General features: G+C 70.5%; 16 protein-coding genes and 4 tRNA genes. 8 read left to right on the top strand and 12 right to left on the bottom strand.

Annotated elements, in window-relative coordinates; all coding sequences use genetic code 11:
* Nucleotides 1–7: 7 nt before the first annotated feature.
* The 5 genes from alaS to P5G52_RS11095 form a co-directional block, all read right to left on the bottom strand.
* Nucleotides 8–2,686 (bottom strand): alanine--tRNA ligase, encoded by a 2,679-nt coding sequence (gene alaS, locus P5G52_RS11115; RefSeq protein ID WP_301227360.1) that lies wholly within the window; start codon nt 2,684–2,686, stop codon nt 8–10.
* A gap of 143 nt (nt 2,687–2,829) precedes the next feature.
* Nucleotides 2,830–3,105 carry a hypothetical protein gene (locus P5G52_RS11110; RefSeq protein ID WP_301227358.1) on the bottom strand — a complete coding sequence of 92 codons (276 nt, stop codon included), beginning with the start codon at nt 3,103–3,105 and terminating at the stop codon, nt 2,830–2,832.
* Nucleotides 3,106–3,129: 24 nt separating this feature from the next.
* Nucleotides 3,130–3,504, bottom strand: coding sequence for a DUF948 domain-containing protein (locus P5G52_RS11105; protein WP_087075824.1), 375 nt, complete (start codon nt 3,502–3,504; stop codon nt 3,130–3,132).
* Between the two features lie 156 nt (nt 3,505–3,660).
* Complete coding sequence (rpsD, locus tag P5G52_RS11100) at nt 3,661–4,287, bottom strand: 30S ribosomal protein S4 (protein ID WP_301227356.1); 627 nt, start codon at nt 4,285–4,287, stop codon at nt 3,661–3,663.
* A gap of 366 nt (nt 4,288–4,653) precedes the next feature.
* Entirely contained in the window at nt 4,654–6,132 is a 1,479-nt protein-coding gene (locus P5G52_RS11095; RefSeq protein WP_301227354.1) for a replication-associated recombination protein A, read from the bottom strand.
* An 84-nt stretch (nt 6,133–6,216) separates the two neighbouring features.
* Here P5G52_RS11095 and P5G52_RS11090 point away from each other — a divergent pair, with 84 nt between their 5' ends.
* Complete coding sequence (locus tag P5G52_RS11090; protein ID WP_301227352.1) at nt 6,217–6,879, top strand: acVLRF1 family peptidyl-tRNA hydrolase; 663 nt, start codon at nt 6,217–6,219, stop codon at nt 6,877–6,879.
* Between the two features lie 31 nt (nt 6,880–6,910).
* On the opposite strand, the gene rpe is transcribed toward P5G52_RS11090, so the two are convergent.
* The 5 genes from rpe to P5G52_RS11065 form a co-directional block, all read right to left on the bottom strand.
* Complete coding sequence (gene rpe / locus P5G52_RS11085; protein WP_435868699.1) at nt 6,911–7,588, bottom strand: ribulose-phosphate 3-epimerase; 678 nt, start codon at nt 7,586–7,588, stop codon at nt 6,911–6,913.
* Between the two features lie 29 nt (nt 7,589–7,617).
* Nucleotides 7,618–9,213 carry an RsmB/NOP family class I SAM-dependent RNA methyltransferase gene (locus tag P5G52_RS11080; protein WP_301227348.1) on the bottom strand — a complete coding sequence of 532 codons (1,596 nt, stop codon included), beginning with the start codon at nt 9,211–9,213 and terminating at the stop codon, nt 7,618–7,620.
* Nucleotides 9,210–10,181 (bottom strand): methionyl-tRNA formyltransferase, encoded by a 972-nt coding sequence (locus P5G52_RS11075; RefSeq protein WP_301227346.1) that lies wholly within the window; start codon nt 10,179–10,181, stop codon nt 9,210–9,212. The genes P5G52_RS11080 and P5G52_RS11075 overlap by 4 nt, the downstream gene beginning before the upstream one ends.
* The gene (gene def / locus P5G52_RS11070; RefSeq protein WP_301227344.1) at nt 10,178–10,792 is read right to left on the bottom strand and encodes a peptide deformylase; all 615 of its coding nucleotides are present in this window, start codon (nt 10,790–10,792) and stop codon (nt 10,178–10,180) included. The genes P5G52_RS11075 and def overlap by 4 nt, the downstream gene beginning before the upstream one ends.
* Before the next feature lie 210 nt (nt 10,793–11,002).
* Nucleotides 11,003–11,878, bottom strand: a complete 876-nt coding sequence (locus P5G52_RS11065; RefSeq protein WP_301227342.1) for a cytochrome — start codon at nt 11,876–11,878, stop codon at nt 11,003–11,005.
* 210 nt (nt 11,879–12,088) lie between these two features.
* On the opposite strand from P5G52_RS11065, the gene P5G52_RS11060 reads away from it, so the two are divergent.
* From P5G52_RS11060 to P5G52_RS11040, 5 genes are all read left to right on the top strand, one after another.
* A tRNA-Gly gene (locus P5G52_RS11060) sits at nt 12,089–12,162 on the top strand.
* Between the two features lie 51 nt (nt 12,163–12,213).
* Nucleotides 12,214–12,284: transfer RNA gene (locus P5G52_RS11055), tRNA-Cys, on the top strand.
* Between the two features lie 26 nt (nt 12,285–12,310).
* Nucleotides 12,311–12,382: transfer RNA gene (locus P5G52_RS11050), tRNA-Val, on the top strand.
* A gap of 29 nt (nt 12,383–12,411) precedes the next feature.
* Nucleotides 12,412–12,485 (top strand) — tRNA-Gly (locus P5G52_RS11045).
* Nucleotides 12,486–12,655: 170 nt separating this feature from the next.
* A complete protein-coding gene (locus tag P5G52_RS11040; protein ID WP_087075842.1) occupies nt 12,656–12,907 on the top strand; it encodes an antitoxin in 252 nt (83 codons plus the stop codon).
* 147 nt (nt 12,908–13,054) lie between these two features.
* On the opposite strand, the gene zapE is transcribed toward P5G52_RS11040, so the two are convergent.
* The gene (gene zapE, locus P5G52_RS11035) at nt 13,055–14,089 is read right to left on the bottom strand and encodes a cell division protein ZapE (RefSeq protein ID WP_301227340.1); all 1,035 of its coding nucleotides are present in this window, start codon (nt 14,087–14,089) and stop codon (nt 13,055–13,057) included.
* A 356-nt stretch (nt 14,090–14,445) separates the two neighbouring features.
* On the opposite strand from zapE, the gene P5G52_RS11030 reads away from it, so the two are divergent.
* The gene (locus P5G52_RS11030) at nt 14,446–15,375 is read left to right on the top strand and encodes a sulfurtransferase (protein WP_301227338.1); all 930 of its coding nucleotides are present in this window, start codon (nt 14,446–14,448) and stop codon (nt 15,373–15,375) included.
* Complete coding sequence (locus tag P5G52_RS11025) at nt 15,372–15,812, top strand: SufE family protein (protein WP_301227336.1); 441 nt, start codon at nt 15,372–15,374, stop codon at nt 15,810–15,812. Before P5G52_RS11030 ends, P5G52_RS11025 begins: the two co-directional genes overlap by 4 nt.
* Here the strand turns inward: P5G52_RS11025 and P5G52_RS11020 are convergent.
* Nucleotides 15,796–17,064, bottom strand: coding sequence for an alpha/beta hydrolase family protein (locus P5G52_RS11020; protein ID WP_301227334.1), 1,269 nt, complete (start codon nt 17,062–17,064; stop codon nt 15,796–15,798). The two genes, P5G52_RS11025 and P5G52_RS11020, sit on opposite strands and share 17 nt — an antisense overlap.
* Between the last annotated feature and the right edge of the window lie 14 nt (nt 17,065–17,078).

Raw genomic sequence — 17,078 nt, 5'->3', positions numbered from 1 at the left:
GGAGGCGTCAGCGCTCCGCTACGGCGGTGCGGATGGCCGAGAGCGCCTCGGGGATGCGGGACGCGTCGGACCCGCCGCCCTGCGCGACGTCGTCCTTGCCTCCACCGCCGCCACCGAGGATCTTCGCCGCAGTGCGCACCAGCGCCCCTGCCTTGACACCGGCGCTCCGGGCGGCCTCGTTCGTGGCGACGAGCACGAGCGGACGGTCCTGGGAGACACCGGTTGCAGCGACGACGGCGGCATCGGACCCGAGGCGCCCGCGCAGATCGAGGACGAGCGTCCGCAGTTCGTCCGCGCCACCGATCTCGCCGGCGTCGTGCGCGATGAGGCGGACGCCGTCGACGTCGACCGCGGTGTCCACGAGGGATCCTGCAGCGACGGCCAGCTGTTCCTTCCGGAGCCGGTCGAGTTCCTTCTCGGCCGCCTTCAGCTTGTTCAGGGTCGCCGAGAGGCGCTCCGGCAGCTGCGCCGAGGGCACCTTCAGCATGTCGGAGAGCTCGGAGACGAGGGCACGCTCTGCCGCCAGGTGGCGGAACGCGTCGAGCCCGACGAGGGCCTCGACACGCCGGTTGCCGGACCCGACCGACTGCTCGCCGAGGAGCGTCAGGCTCCCGATGAGGGACGTCGACGCCACGTGCGTGCCTCCGCAGAGTTCCCGGGAGAAGTCGGCGTTCATCTCGACCACGCGGACGGTCTCCCCGTACGCCTCGCCGAACAGGGCGGTGGCGCCGAGCGCCTTGGCATCCGCCAGGGACATGATCTTGGTCTCGACCTCGTAGTTGTTGCGGATCGCGATGTTCGAGACCTCCTCGATCTCGGACCGGGCCGCGGCACTGATGCCCTCGCCCCACGAGAAGTCGAAGCGCAGGTAGCCCGCCTTGTTGAACGAGCCGCGCTGCAGCGCCTCGGGACCGAGGATCTCGTGCAGGGCCGCGTGGACGATATGCGTGCCGGAGTGCGCCTGCTCCCCCGCGTGGCGGCGCTGGCGGTCGACGGAGGCCGTGACCGTCGCGCCCTGGGCGACCTCGCCCTCCCGCACGACGGCGCGGTGCACGCTGAGGCCCTTGACGGGCCGCTGGACGTCCAGGACCTCGACGACGAAGCCGTTCCCCGTGATCAGCCCGACGTCGGCCGCCTGGCCGCCCGCCTCCGCGTAGAACGGGGTCTGGTCGAGGACGAGCTCGATCTCGTCGCCCTGGAGTGCACTCGGGACCGACGCGCCCTTGTCGAGCACGCCGATGATGGTCGCTTCGGACGTCAGCTCGTCGTAGCCGGTGAAGACCGTCTGGCCGCGTCCGAGCAGCTCGTTGAACACGGAGAGGTCGGCGTGCCCGGCCTTCTTGCCGCGGGCGTCCGCCTGGGCCCGCTGGCGCTGCTCGAGCATGAGCGAGCGGAAGCCGTCGGCGTCGACCGCCAGGCCGGCCTCCTCCGCCATCTCGAGCGTCAGGTCGATCGGGAAGCCGTACGTGTCGTGCAGTGTGAAGGCATCCTGTCCGGACAGCGGGCGCTGCTCGGACAGGGACTCACGGACCGCTTCCTCCAGCCGTGCCGTGCCGGAGGCGATGGTCCGCAGGAACGCCTTCTCCTCGGCGTAGGCGATGCGGCTGATCCGCTCGAAGTCCTTCTCGACCTCGGGGTAGACGCCCTTCATCGCGTCCCGGGACGCCGGGAGGAGCTCGGGCAGGCACGCCTTCTCGACACCGAGGAGGCGCATGGCCCGGACGGCACGGCGGATCAGGCGGCGCAGCACATAGCCGCGGCCCTCGTTGGAGGGCGTGACGCCGTCGGCGATGAGCATGAGGGAGGACCGGATGTGGTCGGCCACCACGCGCATGCGGACGTCGTCCGTGTGGTGCGGGTCGTCGGGCGATTCCGCGCTCGTGTAGGTCCTGCCGCTGAGTGCGGCAGCCCGGTCGAGCACGGGGCGCACCTGATCCGTCTCGTACATGTTCTCGACGCCCTGCAGGATCATCGCGAGGCGTTCGAGGCCCAGCCCCGTGTCGATGTTCTTCTTCGGCAGTTCGCCGAGGATCTCGAAGTCGTCCTTGCCGGTGCCTTCGCCGCGCTGGTACTGCATGAAGACGAGGTTCCAGATCTCCACGTAGCGGGTGTCGTCCGCCTCGGGCCCGCCGTCGACGCCGTACTCGGGTCCGCGGTCATAGAAGATCTCGGAGCAGGGCCCGGCGGGGCCGGGCTGGCCGGTGGACCAGTAGTTGTCCTTCTTGCCCATCTTCTGGATGCGTCCGGCGGGGACGCCGATGCTGTCACGCCAGATCGCCAGCGCTTCCTCGTCCTCGTGGTAGACCGTGATCCAGAGCTTCTCCGCCGGCAGCCCGAAGCCGCCGTCGGCCACGTCGCTGGTCAGCAGCTGCCAGGCGAGACGGATGGCGTCGGCCTTGAAGTAGTCGCCGAACGAGAAGTTGCCGCACATCTGGAAGAAGGTGCCGTGGCGGGCGGTCTTGCCGACCTCCTCGATGTCACCGGTGCGGATGCACTTCTGGACGCTCGTCGCCCGGCTGTAGGGAGCCTCTTCGCGCGCCGTGAGATAGGGGATGAACGGCACCATGCCGGCGACGGTGAACAGGAGCGACGGGTCGGAGGAAATCAGCGACGCCGAGGGCACGACGGTGTGCCCGTTCTTCTCGAAGTAGCTCAGCCAGCGGCTGGCGATCTCGTGGGACTTCATGGGGCAATCCTTCTGGTGGTCGGGACGCGGCGAGCGGGAGCATCGGCAAGCCCGTGCTGCGGAAAGCTGGGCCGCGGCCAGGACACGGCGCGGTCAGGACACGTCGCGCTGGGCGGCGTGCGGGGCAGGAGCTGCGGGCCGTCCTAGCGGATGGCGCGGCGCGGGGTGGGCAGCGCGTCGGCGGTACCGGCGTCGGACGCGGCAGGAGCGTCGACACCGAGCGCGGCGCGGAGGTCACCCTCGCGCTCGGCCATCGCTGTGCGCAGCGTGTCCGCGAAGTCCGCGATGCTGTCACTGATCTGCCCGACGGCGCGGTTCAGGCCCTCGGGCCCGAGGTTCGATCTGGCCTGGGATACCTTGCGTACGGCGACGACGCCGATCGTGATGCCGGCTGCCAGCCAGAAGGCTCTTCTGATCATCGTTCTCTCCGGTTCGGTGGGGGACTAGCGGCTGCGCCGACGGCGCGCAGGCGACTTCCGGCCCGCGAGGGCCGAGCGGACACCGTACGAGAACGCCGACACCTTGATGAGCGGAGAGCCGATCGTGGCGGCGACGAGCGACGACAGGGCGGAGATGTTGGCCGACGCGTCGGAGACGTTCGACGTGATGCCGTCGACGGTCCTGAGCTGCTGGTGGGTGGTGCTCACCGTGCTGGTGACCTCCTCGATCAGCGGGGTCGTCTCGTCGGTGACGGTGCGGATGGCCTTGCGCAGCTCGTCGAACACGCGGCCGAGCTTCCAGATCGGCACGGCCAGCAGCAGGACCAGGACGGCGAACACGCCAGCAGCTATCAGGCCCGCAATATCTCCACCTGACATGGGCGGTCTCCTTTACGCAGGGGTGCACCGCCTCTCGGGCGGGCATGGGAATTCTTGCTCCTAGTACCTTACAGAACGAAGAGCCCGCGGCGTGTGCCGCGGGCTCTTGGTCTGCACTTCTCGCTCGAGGCTGCCGGATACGGTCAGCCTGCGCGACTAGCGTGCGTAGTACTCGACGACGAGCTGCTCTTCGCAGGTCACGGGGACCTCGGAGCGCTTCGGGCGACGCACGAGGCGCGCCTGGAGCTTGTCGAGCTGGACGTCCAGGTAGCCGGGAACGGCGGGGAGGACGTCGCGGTGCGCACCAGCGGCAGCAACCTGGAGCGGGACCATGGTCTCGCTGCGGCTGTGGACGTGGATGAGCTGGCCTTCGGCCACGCGGAACGACGGGCGGTCCACGCGGGCGCCGTCGACCATGATGTGACGGTGCACGACGAGCTGGCGGGCCTGGGCGATCGTGCGGGCGAAGCCCGAACGGAGCACGAGGGCGTCGAGACGCATCTCGAGCAGTTCGATCAGGTTCTCACCGGTCAGGCCTGCGGTACGGCGGGCTTCCTCGAAGACACGGGTCATCTGTGCTTCGCGGATACCGTACTGGGCGCGCAGACGCTGCTTTTCGCGCAGGCGTACGGCGTAGTCGCTGTCCTGCTTGCGACGCGCACGGCCGTGCTGGCCCGGCGCGTAGGGCCGACGCTCGAGGTACTTCTCTGCCTTGGGGGTCAGAGCGATGCCGAGGGCACGCGAGATGCGGACCTTCCGGCGGGCACGTGTGTTGTTAGCCACGTTTACCTTTCGATGTTTTTGCGGCGAAGGAACGGACTTGCGCCACGGGGGCGTCCGCACTTCTGGTGTCGCTGGCCTCCACTTGCGGAGAGCCGGGATTGGCCGCTTCCCGGTACTACAGTTCGCTGCGACCCTGGCCACCACTCCGCGCCGGGCAGCAGGAAACCTGCGGAACGGCACGGGGAGGAAGGCTGGTACACGACGACTTGCCAGTCAGCCTTCAATGCTAGCAGCCGGCCCGCCGGGCCACCGAATCGTAGGCCACCGAACCGCGCGCCCGTGCACCCGCACCACCTGGCACCGCCTGGCACCGCCTCGCCGGGCAGTGTCGGGATGTACCAGGCAGTGTCGGGCCTGTTCCCGGCGCTACTTCCCGCGGATGATCCGCCGGAGCTTCGCCAGGCGCGAGGCGATGTCCCGCTCGACGCCCCGGTCCGTCGGCTCGTAGTAGTTGCGCCCCACGAGGTCATCCGGTGCGTACTGCTGCAGCGCGATGCCGTGCGGCTCGTCGTGCGAGTACACGTAGCCCTTCCCGTGCCCGAGCTGCGACGCCCCCGGGTAGTGCGCGTCCCTCAGGTGGGCGGGGATCCCCTGGCCCCGGCCCGCCCTCACGTCCGCGATGGCCGCGTTGATGCCGTTGTACGCCGCATTCGACTTCGGGGCGGTCGCGATGTGCACCACTGCCTCCGCGAGGATGATCCGTGCCTCGGGCATGCCGACGAGCTGCACCGCCTGGGCGGCCGCGACCGCGGTCTGGAGGGCGGTCGGATCGGCCATCCCCACGTCCTCGGACGCGGAGATCATCAGTCGCCGGGCGATGAACCGGGGGTCCTCCCCCGCCTCGAGCATCCGTGCGACGTAGTGCAGCGCGGCGTCGACGTCCGACCCGCGGAGGGACTTGATGAAGGCACTCGCTACGTCGTAGTGCTGGTCGCCCGCGCGGTCGTAGCGCAGGGCGGCGACGTCGACGGCCTTCTCCGCGTGGTCCAGCGTGACCAGGACAGGCGCCGCGTCCTCGCCTGCGTCGTCGCCCTCGCCGCCGTCGTCCTCGCCGTCCATCCAGTCCTCGCCGCCCCGGTGGGCGCCAGGCTGCGGTTCCCGTTCGGAGTGTGCGACGCCGGCCGCCGCTTCCAGCGCCGTCAGGCCGCGTCGCGCGTCACCGGCCGCCAGGCGGACGAGGTGCTCGAGGGCCTCCTCCGAGAGTTCCACGGTGCCCGCCAGGCCGCGCTCGTCATCGACGGCGCGCTGCAGCAGGCCTCGGATGTCCGATTCGTCCAGCGGCCGGAGTGTCTGCAGGAGCGAGCGGGACAGCAGCGGTGACACCACGGAGAACGAGGGATTCTCCGTGGTGGCGGCGATCAGCACCACCCACCCGTTCTCCACGCCGGGCAGCAGGGCATCCTGCTGGGCCTTGTTGAAGCGATGGATCTCGTCGAGGAACAGCACGGTGGTCTGCCGGTACAGGTCCCGGGAGGTCAGGGCGTCGTCCATGACGCGCCGGACGTCCTTGACCCCGGCGGTGATGGCGGACAGCTCGACGAACTTCCGGCCCTGGCCGCGCGCGATCACGTGGGCGAGGGTCGTCTTGCCGGTACCGGGCGGGCCCCAGAGGATCACGGACGACGGCGCCGCGTGGGCCCCGGGGTCATGCTCGCCGGCGAGCGTGCGGAGCGGTGATCCGCGGCCGAGCAGATGCTGCTGCCCCACGACCTCGTCCAGGGTGCGCGGCCGCATGCGCACGGCGAGGGGGCTGCGGGGCCGCACGACGCCGGGCGCACGGACGCCACCGGCAGGTGAGTCATCCGACTCGTCGTCCTCCGCCGCGGCACTGAATAGATCATTCACAGCGCCAACGTTACTGTGGGGCACTGACCCGGCCGCCACCGCGGTGGCCCCGTGTGGTTGCCGTCGCGAGCGGAAAGGAAGCCCATGCCCGCCAGGTCCGTCCTCGTCGAGGTGCAGCGCCTCGACGGCTGGCTCGCCCGGTTCGGGGAGCGCAACGGCTCCTACTCCCTGCACCCCGAGGCGGAAAAACGCGACGGCTCCGTGAGGGTTACGGGCGCCAACGGCTGCACCGCGGTCCTGAGCCCACCCCTGCCGGGAGCGCCGGCACCCGCCGGAGCCGGCGGGGAGAATCTCCTGCGGGCCCTGGTGTCCGGAGTCGACGTTTCGGCCGTCGTGGGTCTCCTGCTGGTCCGGCGCGGCGGCTACTCCGTCGGGGTCGCCCAGGCGGGCGCGGTCCTGTCCTCGAAGACGGGGACGCGGTACGTCCAGGGCAGGACGGCCGCCGGCGGCTGGTCCCAGCAGCGCTTCGCCCGCCGACGGGCCAACCAGGCCGATGCCCTCGTGGAGGAGACGGCCGCCCGAGCCGCGGCGCTCTACGCAGCGGAACCGCCGTCATGCCTCCAGCTCGGCGGCGACAGGGCGCTCGCGACCAGCACGCTCGGCGAGCCGGTGCTCGCACCCTACGCCGGACTCCCGCAGGTCCCCTTCCTCACGGTGCCCGATCCCCGCTTCGCGGTCCTCAAGGAGGCGGCCCGCTCGGCGCTGTCGATCAGGATCACGGTGACCGACCCGCCGACCGAGCCCTGACCGATCCGGTGGCGACTCAGGTGGTTCCCGCTCAGGCGTCCCGGAAGCCCGCCGTGCGCAGGGCTGTGATGGCGGAGGCGGCGTCGTCGGCCCCGTAGACCGAGGAACCCGCGACGAACACCGTCGCCCCGGCTTCCGCCGCGCGGAGGATGGTCTCCTCCGTGATGCCGCCGTCGACCTGGATGACCAGGTCGAGCCCCGCACCCTCGATGGCCGAAGCGGCCCGGCGGATCTTCGGCAGCGTGAGGTCCAGGAAGGACTGCCCGCCGAAGCCCGGCTCCACCGTCATCACGAGCAGCATGTCGAGTTCGCCGAGCATGTCGAGGTACGGCTCGACGGGTGTCGCCGGTCGCAGCGCCATGGCCGCCTTCGCCCCGGCGTCCCGCAACTCCCGGGCCAGCTTCACCGGCGCCGTGGCCGCTTCGGCGTGGAACGTCACGGACGCGGCGCCGGCCTCGGCGTACTGCGGCGCCCAGCGGTCGGCGTCCTCGATCATGAGGTGCACATCGAGCGGCAGCGGGCTGACCTGCTGGATCCGGCGGACGACGGGCAGGCCGAGCGTCAGGTTCGGCACGAAGTGGTTGTCCATCACGTCCACGTGCACGGCGTCCGCGGAGGAGATGCGCTGCAGCTCGGCCTCGAGGTTGACGAAGTCCGCCGAGAGGATGCTCGGGTTGATACGGAGGTGCGTCACAGCCGTTCCTTTCATTGCGGGTACGCCGGGAGCGAGGTCCGTCGTCATGGGGTCTTCCGGAGCAGCGCGAGGTACATCGCGTCCGTACCGTGGACGTGCGGCCAGAGCTGCGCGCTGGTCCCGTGGCCGGCACCGAGCGCTCCCCCGATGCTCACGGCGTCGAGCGCCGCACCCGCATCGAGCCGTTCGAATCCCGGGCGCTTGCGCAGGCAGTCGTCGACGACGGCGTCCGTCTCCGCATGGTGCGGGGAGCACGTCACGTAGGCGACCACGCCGCCCGGCGCGACGGCGTCGAGGGCGGACGCGAGGAGTTCGCGCTGCAGGGGCGCCAGCCCCACGAGGTCGGACGGCTTGCGCCGCCACCGGGACTCAGGGCGGCGCCGTAGCGCTCCGAGGCCCGTGCAGGGGGCGTCGACGAGGACGCGGTCGTAGCGGTCCGGCTGCTCCCGCCCGACCTCGCGCCCGTCACCCACGCGCACCGTCCACGAGTCCTCGGGCAGCGGCCGCAACGCCTGCCGGACGAGCTGGGCGCGGTGCGGGACGGGCTCGTTCGCGGTGAGGTGGACGCCGCTGTCCTGGCCGATCGCCGAGAGCAGGGCCGTCTTGCCGCCGGGCCCGGCACACAGGTCGAGCCATTCCTCCGCGCCTTCCCGCCGTCCCGTCCCGAGGTTCACGGCGGCCAGAGCGCGGGCCACGAGTTGCGACCCCGAATCCTGCACGCGGATGGTGCCCGTCGAGACCCCGGGGAGCCGGCTGACGTCACCGCCGGAGTAGTAGGCCGACCCGGGAGCGAGGCGGCCGGGCTCGGCCCCTTCCGCCAGGGCGTCGTCCAGCGAGGCGAGTCCCGGCAGCGCCACGAGGTGCACCACGGGCGCGGCATTGTCCGCGGCCAGCAGTGCATCGATCTCGGCGACCTCGCGCCCGTGGGCGACGAGTGCCTGACGCAGTGCGCGGACGATCCATTCCGGGTGGCTGTACGTCAGGGCCGCAATGGCGGTGGCGTCCGTCATGCCGTCGACGAGCTCGCCGATCCACCCATCGAGATCGTGGGCGGTGACCTTGCGGAGCACGGCATTGACCAGCGACGACGGTCCGGCACCGATGACGGCGCGCACCAGCCCCACGGTCTGGTCCAGGGCGGCGTGGGCGGGCACGCGCATGGCGAGCAGCTGGTGGACCCCGATCCGCAACGCATCCAGCACCGCAGGATCGAGCTGGTCGAGCGGCCGGTCCACGCAGCGGGCGAGGACGGCGTCGTAGGTCCCCTGGCCCCGGAGGGCACCGTAGGTCAGTTCGGTCGCGAACCCGGCGTCCCGGCGGTCCAGCTTGTGCTTGCGGATGCTCGCCGGCAGCACGAGGTTCGCGTAGGCGTCCTCGGCAGCGACGGCCCGCAGGACCTCGAACGCCACGAGGCGTGCGGGATCGGCGCGGCGCGTCCGCTGCGCCGGGGCGGCCTGCGAGAACTGCCGCTCGCCGCCCCGGTTGCGCTCGCGCCCCTGCTCGTTGCGGCGCCGGTTGCCGCCCTGTCCCCCGCCCTTGCCGGCGGATCCCCTGCCCCCGGGTCCTCCGGAGCTGCCGGACCCGCCGGATCCCCTGTTGGTTCCGCCGGATCCCCTGTTCGTTCCTCCGGTAGCGCTCACTCGAACACCAGCTCTCCGCGCGTCGCCGCGCCCCGTGCCCAGTCGAGGGCATCCATCATCTTCTTGCCGGCCGGCTGGAGGGTCCCGAGGGCCACCGGTTCCGTACCCGTCCCGACCCGCACTTCCCGCCCGACGACCTGCAGGGCGCCCGGTGCCGGCCGGGACGCTCCGCCTCCGGTGTCGGGCGCCGTTCCGGTGCCGGGCGCCGTCCCGACGCCGCTCGCCAGCGGCGCTACCGGGCCGAGCTTCACGCGCTGACCGTCGAGGGTGGTCCACGCACCGGGTTCAGGGGTGACCGCATTGATGCGGCGCCGCACCGCGACGGCGGGCTGGAACCAGTCGATGCGCGCGTCGTCGATCGTGAGTTTCGGTGCGAAGGTCGGCTCGCCGGTCTGCGGGGTGGCCGTCACGCGGCCCGCGTCGATCCCGGACAGGGTCTGCACGAGGAGGATGGCGCCGCTGTGCGACAGGCGCTCGAGGACCTCGCCACTCGTGGCCCCGGGCTCCAGGGCCTCGGTCATGACTCCGAAGACGGGCCCCGTGTCGAGCCCTTCCTCCAGCCGGAACGTGGTTGCCCCCGTGATGTCGTCGCCGGCGAGCACGGCGTGCTGCACCGGAGCCGCACCCCGCCAGGCGGGAAGCACGGAGAAATGCAGGTTGATCCAGCCGTGCTCGGGAACGGCAAGCCCGGCCGGCGGCACGATCCCGCCGTAGGCGACGATCGCCGCTGCGTCGAGGTCGAGGGTTCCCAGGTGGTCGATCAGTTCCGGCGTGAAGCGGTTCGCCTTGAGGACCGCCAGTCCCAGGTCCTCGGCGGCCACGGCAACCGGGCTCGGGGTCAGGACCTTCCTCCGGCCCACCGGAGCGTCGACGCGGGTGAGCACGGCGGCGACGTCGAAGCCGGCGTCGACGAGGGCACGCAGCGATGGCACGGCGACCTCGGGGGTCCCGGCGAACAGGATCCTCATCGGGCGCCCTGCCCGAACGTCCCGGTGCTGCGGGATGCCGTTCCGCCTGCTGCGGGCCCCGGCGTGAAGCTCGAGCCGAGGGACAGGGAGCGCTGCGCGGCGGTTCGGGAGGTGACGCGGTTGTACTCCGCGCTGCGGATGGCCCTCAGGGCGCTCTTGCGGTCCTCGCCCTCGAGGCGGTCGATGTACAGGGTGCCGCGCAGGTGGTCGGTCTCGTGCTGCAGGGCCCGGGCAAGCATGCCCGTCCCCTCGACCACGACGTCGCCGCCCGAGACGTCCTTGCCCGTGACACGCGCCCAGTCCGTCCTGCCGACGTAGCTTCCCAGACCGGGAACGGACAGGCAGCCTTCGACGTCGGACTCCCCCTGGGACTCCCCGCCGACCTCGAGCACCGGGTTCACCACGTGGCCCTGCACGCCGTCGACGCGGTAGGTGAACACCTGCAGCCCGATGCCGACCTGGGGAGCGGCGAGGCCCGCTCCCTGGACATCGATCATCGTCTCGGTCATGTCCTCGACCAGCCGGGCCAGCTCCGGTCCGAAGTCGGTGACCTCCGCTGCCGGCGTGCGGAGGATCGGGTCGCCGATCATTCGGATACTCAGGACGGCCATCGGTGCTCTGTTCCTCGCTTCGGTCGCGGAACGCGCGGAATGCGCGGGGATTGTCGGTGCCCGCGGCGCAACTCCTGCCGCGAGGCTCCCATCAATCCTAGTGCCGCTGCGTCCGGCGCCGGGCAGGAACCGGCTCGGGGAACACGGCCCGTGCCGAACCCCGTGCCCGAACCCCGTGCCCGAACCCCGTGCCCGGAAGCGTGGCCGGTGTCAGGCGGGCAGCGCGGACGCGGACGGGGCGACCCTGCTGGGCGGGGGTCCGATCGGCAGCAGGGCCCGCCCGGCCTCCTCGGCGTCCAGCCCTGCCTCCCACGCCCGCCGCAGGGCGCAGAACCGCAGCCAGTGATTGCGCAGCACGGCAGGGTTGGCCCGCATGGCCCGCACCTCGGTCTGTCCCACCGCGACCCCCAGCAGCAGCGGCTGGTCTCCGTGTGCCCAGGGGCGCCATTCGCCCTTCTGGGGATCCACGAGCGATTCCTCCGCCTTCATCCCCGCGACGAGCTGCATGACCACCTTGTCGTCGAGGGCCTTCACGAAGCCGTCCCGGTCGGTGTTCTTGGTCTTGTAGTCGATGAGGCACGTCCTCCCGCCGATCGTGGCGACGAGGTCCAGCGTTCCCGCGTAGCCCAGCTCCGTGTTCCACACGGTCAGCTCCGGTTCGACGGGACGGACGTCGTACAGCTCCCACCACTCGTCGAACCGCTGCGCGAATCCCCCCTCGCCGTTCTCCTCGAGCACGAGCCGTGCGGCGTCGAGCTCCTCGGGCCGGCCGAGCGCCCGCAGGGCTACCTGTTCGCAGTAGTGGTGCACGCGGGTGCCCCGCTGGGCGGCGTCGTCCCGATAGCGTTCGGCTGCCGCGGCGGCCTCCTTGACCGCCGTCCTGAGCTCCGCCGGATTGGACAGCGCGCCGGGAAGGCGCGGGTCCCGTGACAGCGCACTGGCGGCCATGTGGCCGAACCAGCCGCCGAGGGAGCTGGGCAACTGCGAGATGACGGTGGTGATGGACGGGACGGAGGGCTGGTCCGCGGTGGAACGGGCGTACATCCTGCCGTGGGGTGTGGCGTGTGCCAGGAGCGGGGCGGTCATGATTCCAGTCTCTCAGGTGCCTCTGACAGCCCCTGGACACTGCGGGCAGACACGGGGCAGATCGCCCGTGGACACCGCGGGCAGACACGGCGGCCCGACGCCGATTGGACGAACCTCCAAACGTCCTATAGAGTTTTTTCTCGTTGGAAAACGAAGAAACACTGCGAAATGCACGGCATCGAACGGGAATTTCGCACGTTTCTTTCTTCTGCGGACGTAGCTCAGCTGGCTAGAGCACCACCTTGCCAAGGTGGATGTCGCGGGTTCGAATCCCGTCGTCCGCTCGCAAGTCACTGTAAGCCGGATCAGTCCGGTGACCGGAGCCATCCGGTCATGGTGGGGTGGCCGAGAGGCGAGGCAGCGGCCTGCAAAGCCGTATACGCGGGTTCGAATCCCGTCCCCACCTCGTTACGGTACGAGCACCATGAAAATGGGCGATTGGCGCAGCGGTAGCGCGCTTCCCTGACACGGAAGAGGTCACTGGTTCGATCCCAGTATCGCCCACTACGGCGCCCCCTCGGGGGCGCTTTTTTGCGGACGTAGCTCAGCTGGCTAGAGCACCACCTTGCCAAGGTGGATGTCGCGGGTTCGAATCCCGTCGTCCGCTCTCAGGCCGGTCGTCGGCCGTTGCCCGGTCCTGGCGAGGACCGGGCATTTTTTATGCCCTGCGCGTACCCGCCGCCCTTCCGCCCCCTCTCGGAGGACATCCCCAGCGTCGTGCCCTAAAATCTATGGTGCGGAAACGGACTGCGTTTCCACGACCGAAAGGAGGTGTCCGTGGGTTTATTGGATGGGCTCAAGGGCAAGGCCGGCACCCTCGCGGGTAAGGCGACCGAACTCATTGGCGATAATTCCGACAAGGTGAAGAACGGCATCGGGAAGGCTGGCGGCTACGTCGACAGCAGGACCCATGGCAAGTACTCACATCACATCACCGGAGTGCAGGCGAAGGCTTCGGAGATGGTCGACAGGATCGACAAGAAGGACGGCAAGGGCGACGTCGGCCCTACCTCCCCGCCGGCCGTGTAATTCCCAGCCTGGCAATAAGGAAGCGCCGGTCCCGCCGAGAGGCGGCACCGGCGCTTCTTGCGTCTGCGGGGTCTGTGAGGAGAGGGCTCTGCGGAGACGGTCCGATGCAGGCCCGGCTTGGGCCGGGCTCGCTCCCGGAGAGGGCAGCTAGGACGCTACCTCGCTCCCCTGGCGCGCCAGGGCGGTGAGGCGGGAGACCGCGCGGTAGTACTTCTTCATGTAGCCCCCGCCCATCATCTCCTCCGTGAAGAGGTGGTCGAAGGTGGTCCCGCTCGCCATGATCGGCACGTCCCTGTCGTACAGCCGGTCGGCCAGGACCACGAAGCGCAGGGCCACGGCCTGCTCGGTGATGGTCTCCACGTTGTGCCAGGCGACCGCATCGATGCCGTCGAGTAGCTGCCGGTAGCGGCTCGGGTGCACGTCGGCGAGGTGCCGGATGAGGTTCCCGAAGTCGTCCTCCGCGAGGACGCCGCCGGAGTAGGAGGAGATCCGCTCCTGCAGGGCGGCGTCATCGAGCGCGTCCGGAGCCTGCGGGAGCCCGCGGTGCCGGTAGTCCTCGCCGTCGATCCGTGCCACCTCGAACTGGTCCGCGAGGACCTGGATCTCCCTCTGGAAGTCCTCTGCGGCGAAGCGCCCGTCGCCCAGGGACCCGGGGAGGGTGTTCGACGTCGCGGCGAGCTTGACGCCGGCGTCGGCCAGTTCCCTCATCAGGCGGGACATCAGCACGGTGTCCCCCGGATCGTCGAGCTCGAACTCGTCAATGCACACGAGGCTGTAGCCGCTCAGGGCGTCGACGGTCTTGCGGAAGCTCAGCGCACCCACGAGGTTCGTGTACTCGACGAACGTCCCGAAGGCCTTCCTGCCCGAGGACGCATGCCACAGCGAGGCGAGCAGGTGTGTCTTGCCGACACCGAATCCGCCGTCGAGGTAGATCCCGGCCCGCGTCGCGACCTTCTTACCGCCACCGAACAGCTTGCGGAACCCCGACGGCTCCGGCTCGTTGACCGAGGTGGCGAACTCGCGGAGCTTGGAGACGGCCGCCGACTGCGACGGCTGCTGGGGGTCCGGACGGTAGGAGTCGAAGGACACCTCGCCGAAGCGGGGCGACGGGTAGAACCCGCCCAGCAACTCATTGACCGAGACTTTGGGCGAGCGCTCTGTCAGGTGTTCGATGGCTGGCACTGGGGACCGCTTTCTTTTTCCGGCAGGGGTGGCGGCGGCCCCACGGGCGGCCGCTTCGCTAGGCAAGAATACGTCAGATCGGTGCACGCCCTCCCCGGATGGTCCGCGCCCGCACCTTCTTGACCCGACGCCCCGACACCCTTCCCGATGCTGTTCACGACGCCGTCTCCACTCACGTTCCCGCCACCTTCCCTCTGCCTTCCCTCTGCCTTCCCGTTACATTCCATCTGCCCTGCGCGGTGCGTCTCCTCACGCCGCAGCCCGGAAGTAATTGCCGCAGCGCGTGGTTAGGCTAGGTGGAAGGACGCGCACCGCGGGCAGAGACCGCGGTGCAGACAGCTACGCGAAAGGCCCCCATGACCCTGGCAGCAGATCCGCAGGACAAGTTCTCCGAGTACGCCCACCCCGAGCGGCTGGTCTCCACCGACTGGCTCGCGGCGAATCACGACGCCGAAGGCCTCGTCGTCGTCGAATCGGACGAGGACGTCCTGCTGTACGAGACGGGCCACATCCCCGGCTCCGTCAAGATCGACTGGCACACCGAGCTCAACGACGAGGTGGCGAGGGACTACATCGACGGAGAGGGCTTCGCGCGGCTCATGGCAGCCAAGGGCATCTCCCGCGACTCCACGGTCGTTCTCTACGGCGACAAGAGCAACTGGTGGGCCGCGTACACACTCTGGGTCTTCACGCTGTTCGGGCACGAGGACGTCCGCCTCCTGGACGGCGGCCGGGACAAGTGGGTGGCCGAGGGCAGGCCGATGACCACCGACAAGCCCGAGATCACCGCAAGCGACTACCCCGTCGTCGAGCGCAACGACGCCCCCGTGCGTGCCTTCCTCGGCGATGTGCTGGAGCACCTGGGTAAGCCCCTCATCGACGTGCGGTCCGGCGACGAGTACACCGGCGCCCGCACCACCATGCCCGCCTACCCGGAAGAGGGCGCGCTGCGCGGCGGACACATCCCCACCGCGGTGTCCGTCCCCTGGGCCCGCGCCGCCGCGGAGGACGGGACGTTCCGCACCCGGGCGGAACTCGACGCCATCTACCGGGACGAGGCCGGGCTCCAGGAGGGGGACGAGGTCGTCGCCTACTGCCGTATCGGCGAGCGCTCGAGCCACACGTGGTTCGTCCTGACATACCTGCTCGGCTTTGGGAACGTGCGGAACTACGACGGGTCGTGGACCGAGTGGGGCAACGCGGTGCGCGTGCCGATCGTCCGGGGCAGCGAGCCCGGCGAGGTACCCGCGGCAGTACCCACGGCATCCGCACGGGTCGCGCGATGACCGGCGGAGCCGTCCCGGCGAAGCTCGCCGAGATCATCGACGACTTCCAGGACCTGACGGAGCCCGACCGGCTGCAGCTGCTGCTCGACTTCTCACGGGAACTCCCGGACCTCCCCGAGCGGTACGGCGACCACCCCGAGCTCCTGGAGCAGGTGGTCGAGTGCCAGAGCCCGCTCTTCCTGACCATGGAGATCGGGGACGAGCCGGAGCGGCCGGTCCACCTGTTCTTCTCGGCGCCGCCCGAGGCGCCCACGACGCGCGGGTTCGCCGGAGTGCTCCTCGAGGGACTCGACGGACTGCCCGCCGAGGAGGTCCTCGCCGTCCCGGACGACGTGCCCGACCGGCTCGGGCTCACCCGGGCCATCACTCCCCTGCGGATGCGCGGCATGGCCGCGATGCTGGGGCGGATCAAGCGGAAGATCAGGGAAGCGCAGTAGCCTCCGGGTCGGGCGCCTTCCCTCCGGGAAGCGTCCGGCCGAACAGGCGCCCGCCGAGCCAGCGTTCGACCACGGCTTCCCACTGCTCCGGGTCCACGTTCCATTCCTTCGTGTGGCGCGCGCGGTGGAACCGCTCCAGCGTGACGAAGGCCGGGTTCCTGGCCGCCAGTTCGGCGGAGGGCCCGATGGGGACGAACTCGTCGTCCTCGCTGTGCAGGACGAGTGTCGGCAGGGTCAGCTGCTCCGCCCGGGCTATCCAGTCCATGCTCTTGAGGTCCAGCGGCGCGGCCAGTCCCGTGATCCTCCGGGCCCGGCGGCTCGCCAGCAGGTACTGTCCGAGCCGCCCCACGGGCGCCGGGATCCGGTTCAGTTCCGCATGGTGCGCCAGCACTTCGATCCAGTTGATGACCGGGCCGTCGAGCACGAGTGCACTGATACGTTGCCGGTGGCGCGAGAGGTCCGCCGTCTGCAGGACGATCGCGCCTCCCATGGACCAGCCGAAGAGGACGACGTCGCGGGCTCCGTGGGAGACCGCGAAATCGATGGCGGCGTCGACGTCGTGCCACTCCGTCATCCCGAGTCCGTAGCGACCGTCGGGCGCCGACGGCGCTTCGCCGTCGTTCCGGTAGGACAGGACCAGGCTGGTCAGCCCGAGGCGGCGCGCCGGTCCGAGCGCGCGCAGTGCCTCCGCGCGCGAGGCGCCGCGGCCGTGCACCATGATCGCCCACGTGCGGGCGGGCGCCTCTGCGCGGACGAGCCAGGCGGGGGCGGAACCGCCCTCGACCGGGATGAGCACCTCCTCGTCGGCGAAGCCCATCGCCGCCGGCGAGGGGTAGACGGCGCCGCCCCACCAGCCGCGCGTGGCGGAGGCGAGGTCGCCGACGTAGACCTTCTCCACGACGCGTTCCACCGTTCCCTCGCGGGGCACGTACGAACGGATCTCCCCGATGCGGGCGTGACCGGTCCCGCGGGCGAAGTGGAGGCTGTACGTGCCCTCGACCGTGGTGTCGTCGTTCGCGGGCAGGATGACGGTCTGCTTGCCGGCGGGGCCGACGACGGCGAGGATGTCCAGGTTCTCGTCCCGGATGCGCGCGGGCGTCACGATCTGCCGCGCGAAGTAGACGGCGAGTCCCGAGACCGCCCCGGCTGCAGAGGACGCGAGGGCGGCTCCCGCCCCCACCCCGAGCGCCGTCCATTTGAGCCAGGGAGCGGTGGTCCGCTGCTCCGCGGCCGTTGACCTCGTCGTTGCCATAGCTCCATTTCTAC

The sequence above is a fragment of the Arthrobacter burdickii genome, assembly GCF_030433645.1.
GTDB lineage: Bacteria > Actinomycetota > Actinomycetes > Actinomycetales > Micrococcaceae > Arthrobacter_D > Arthrobacter_D burdickii.
The sequence above is the reverse complement of the archived record's forward strand: the minus strand, read 5'-3'. Positions and strand labels throughout refer to the sequence as shown.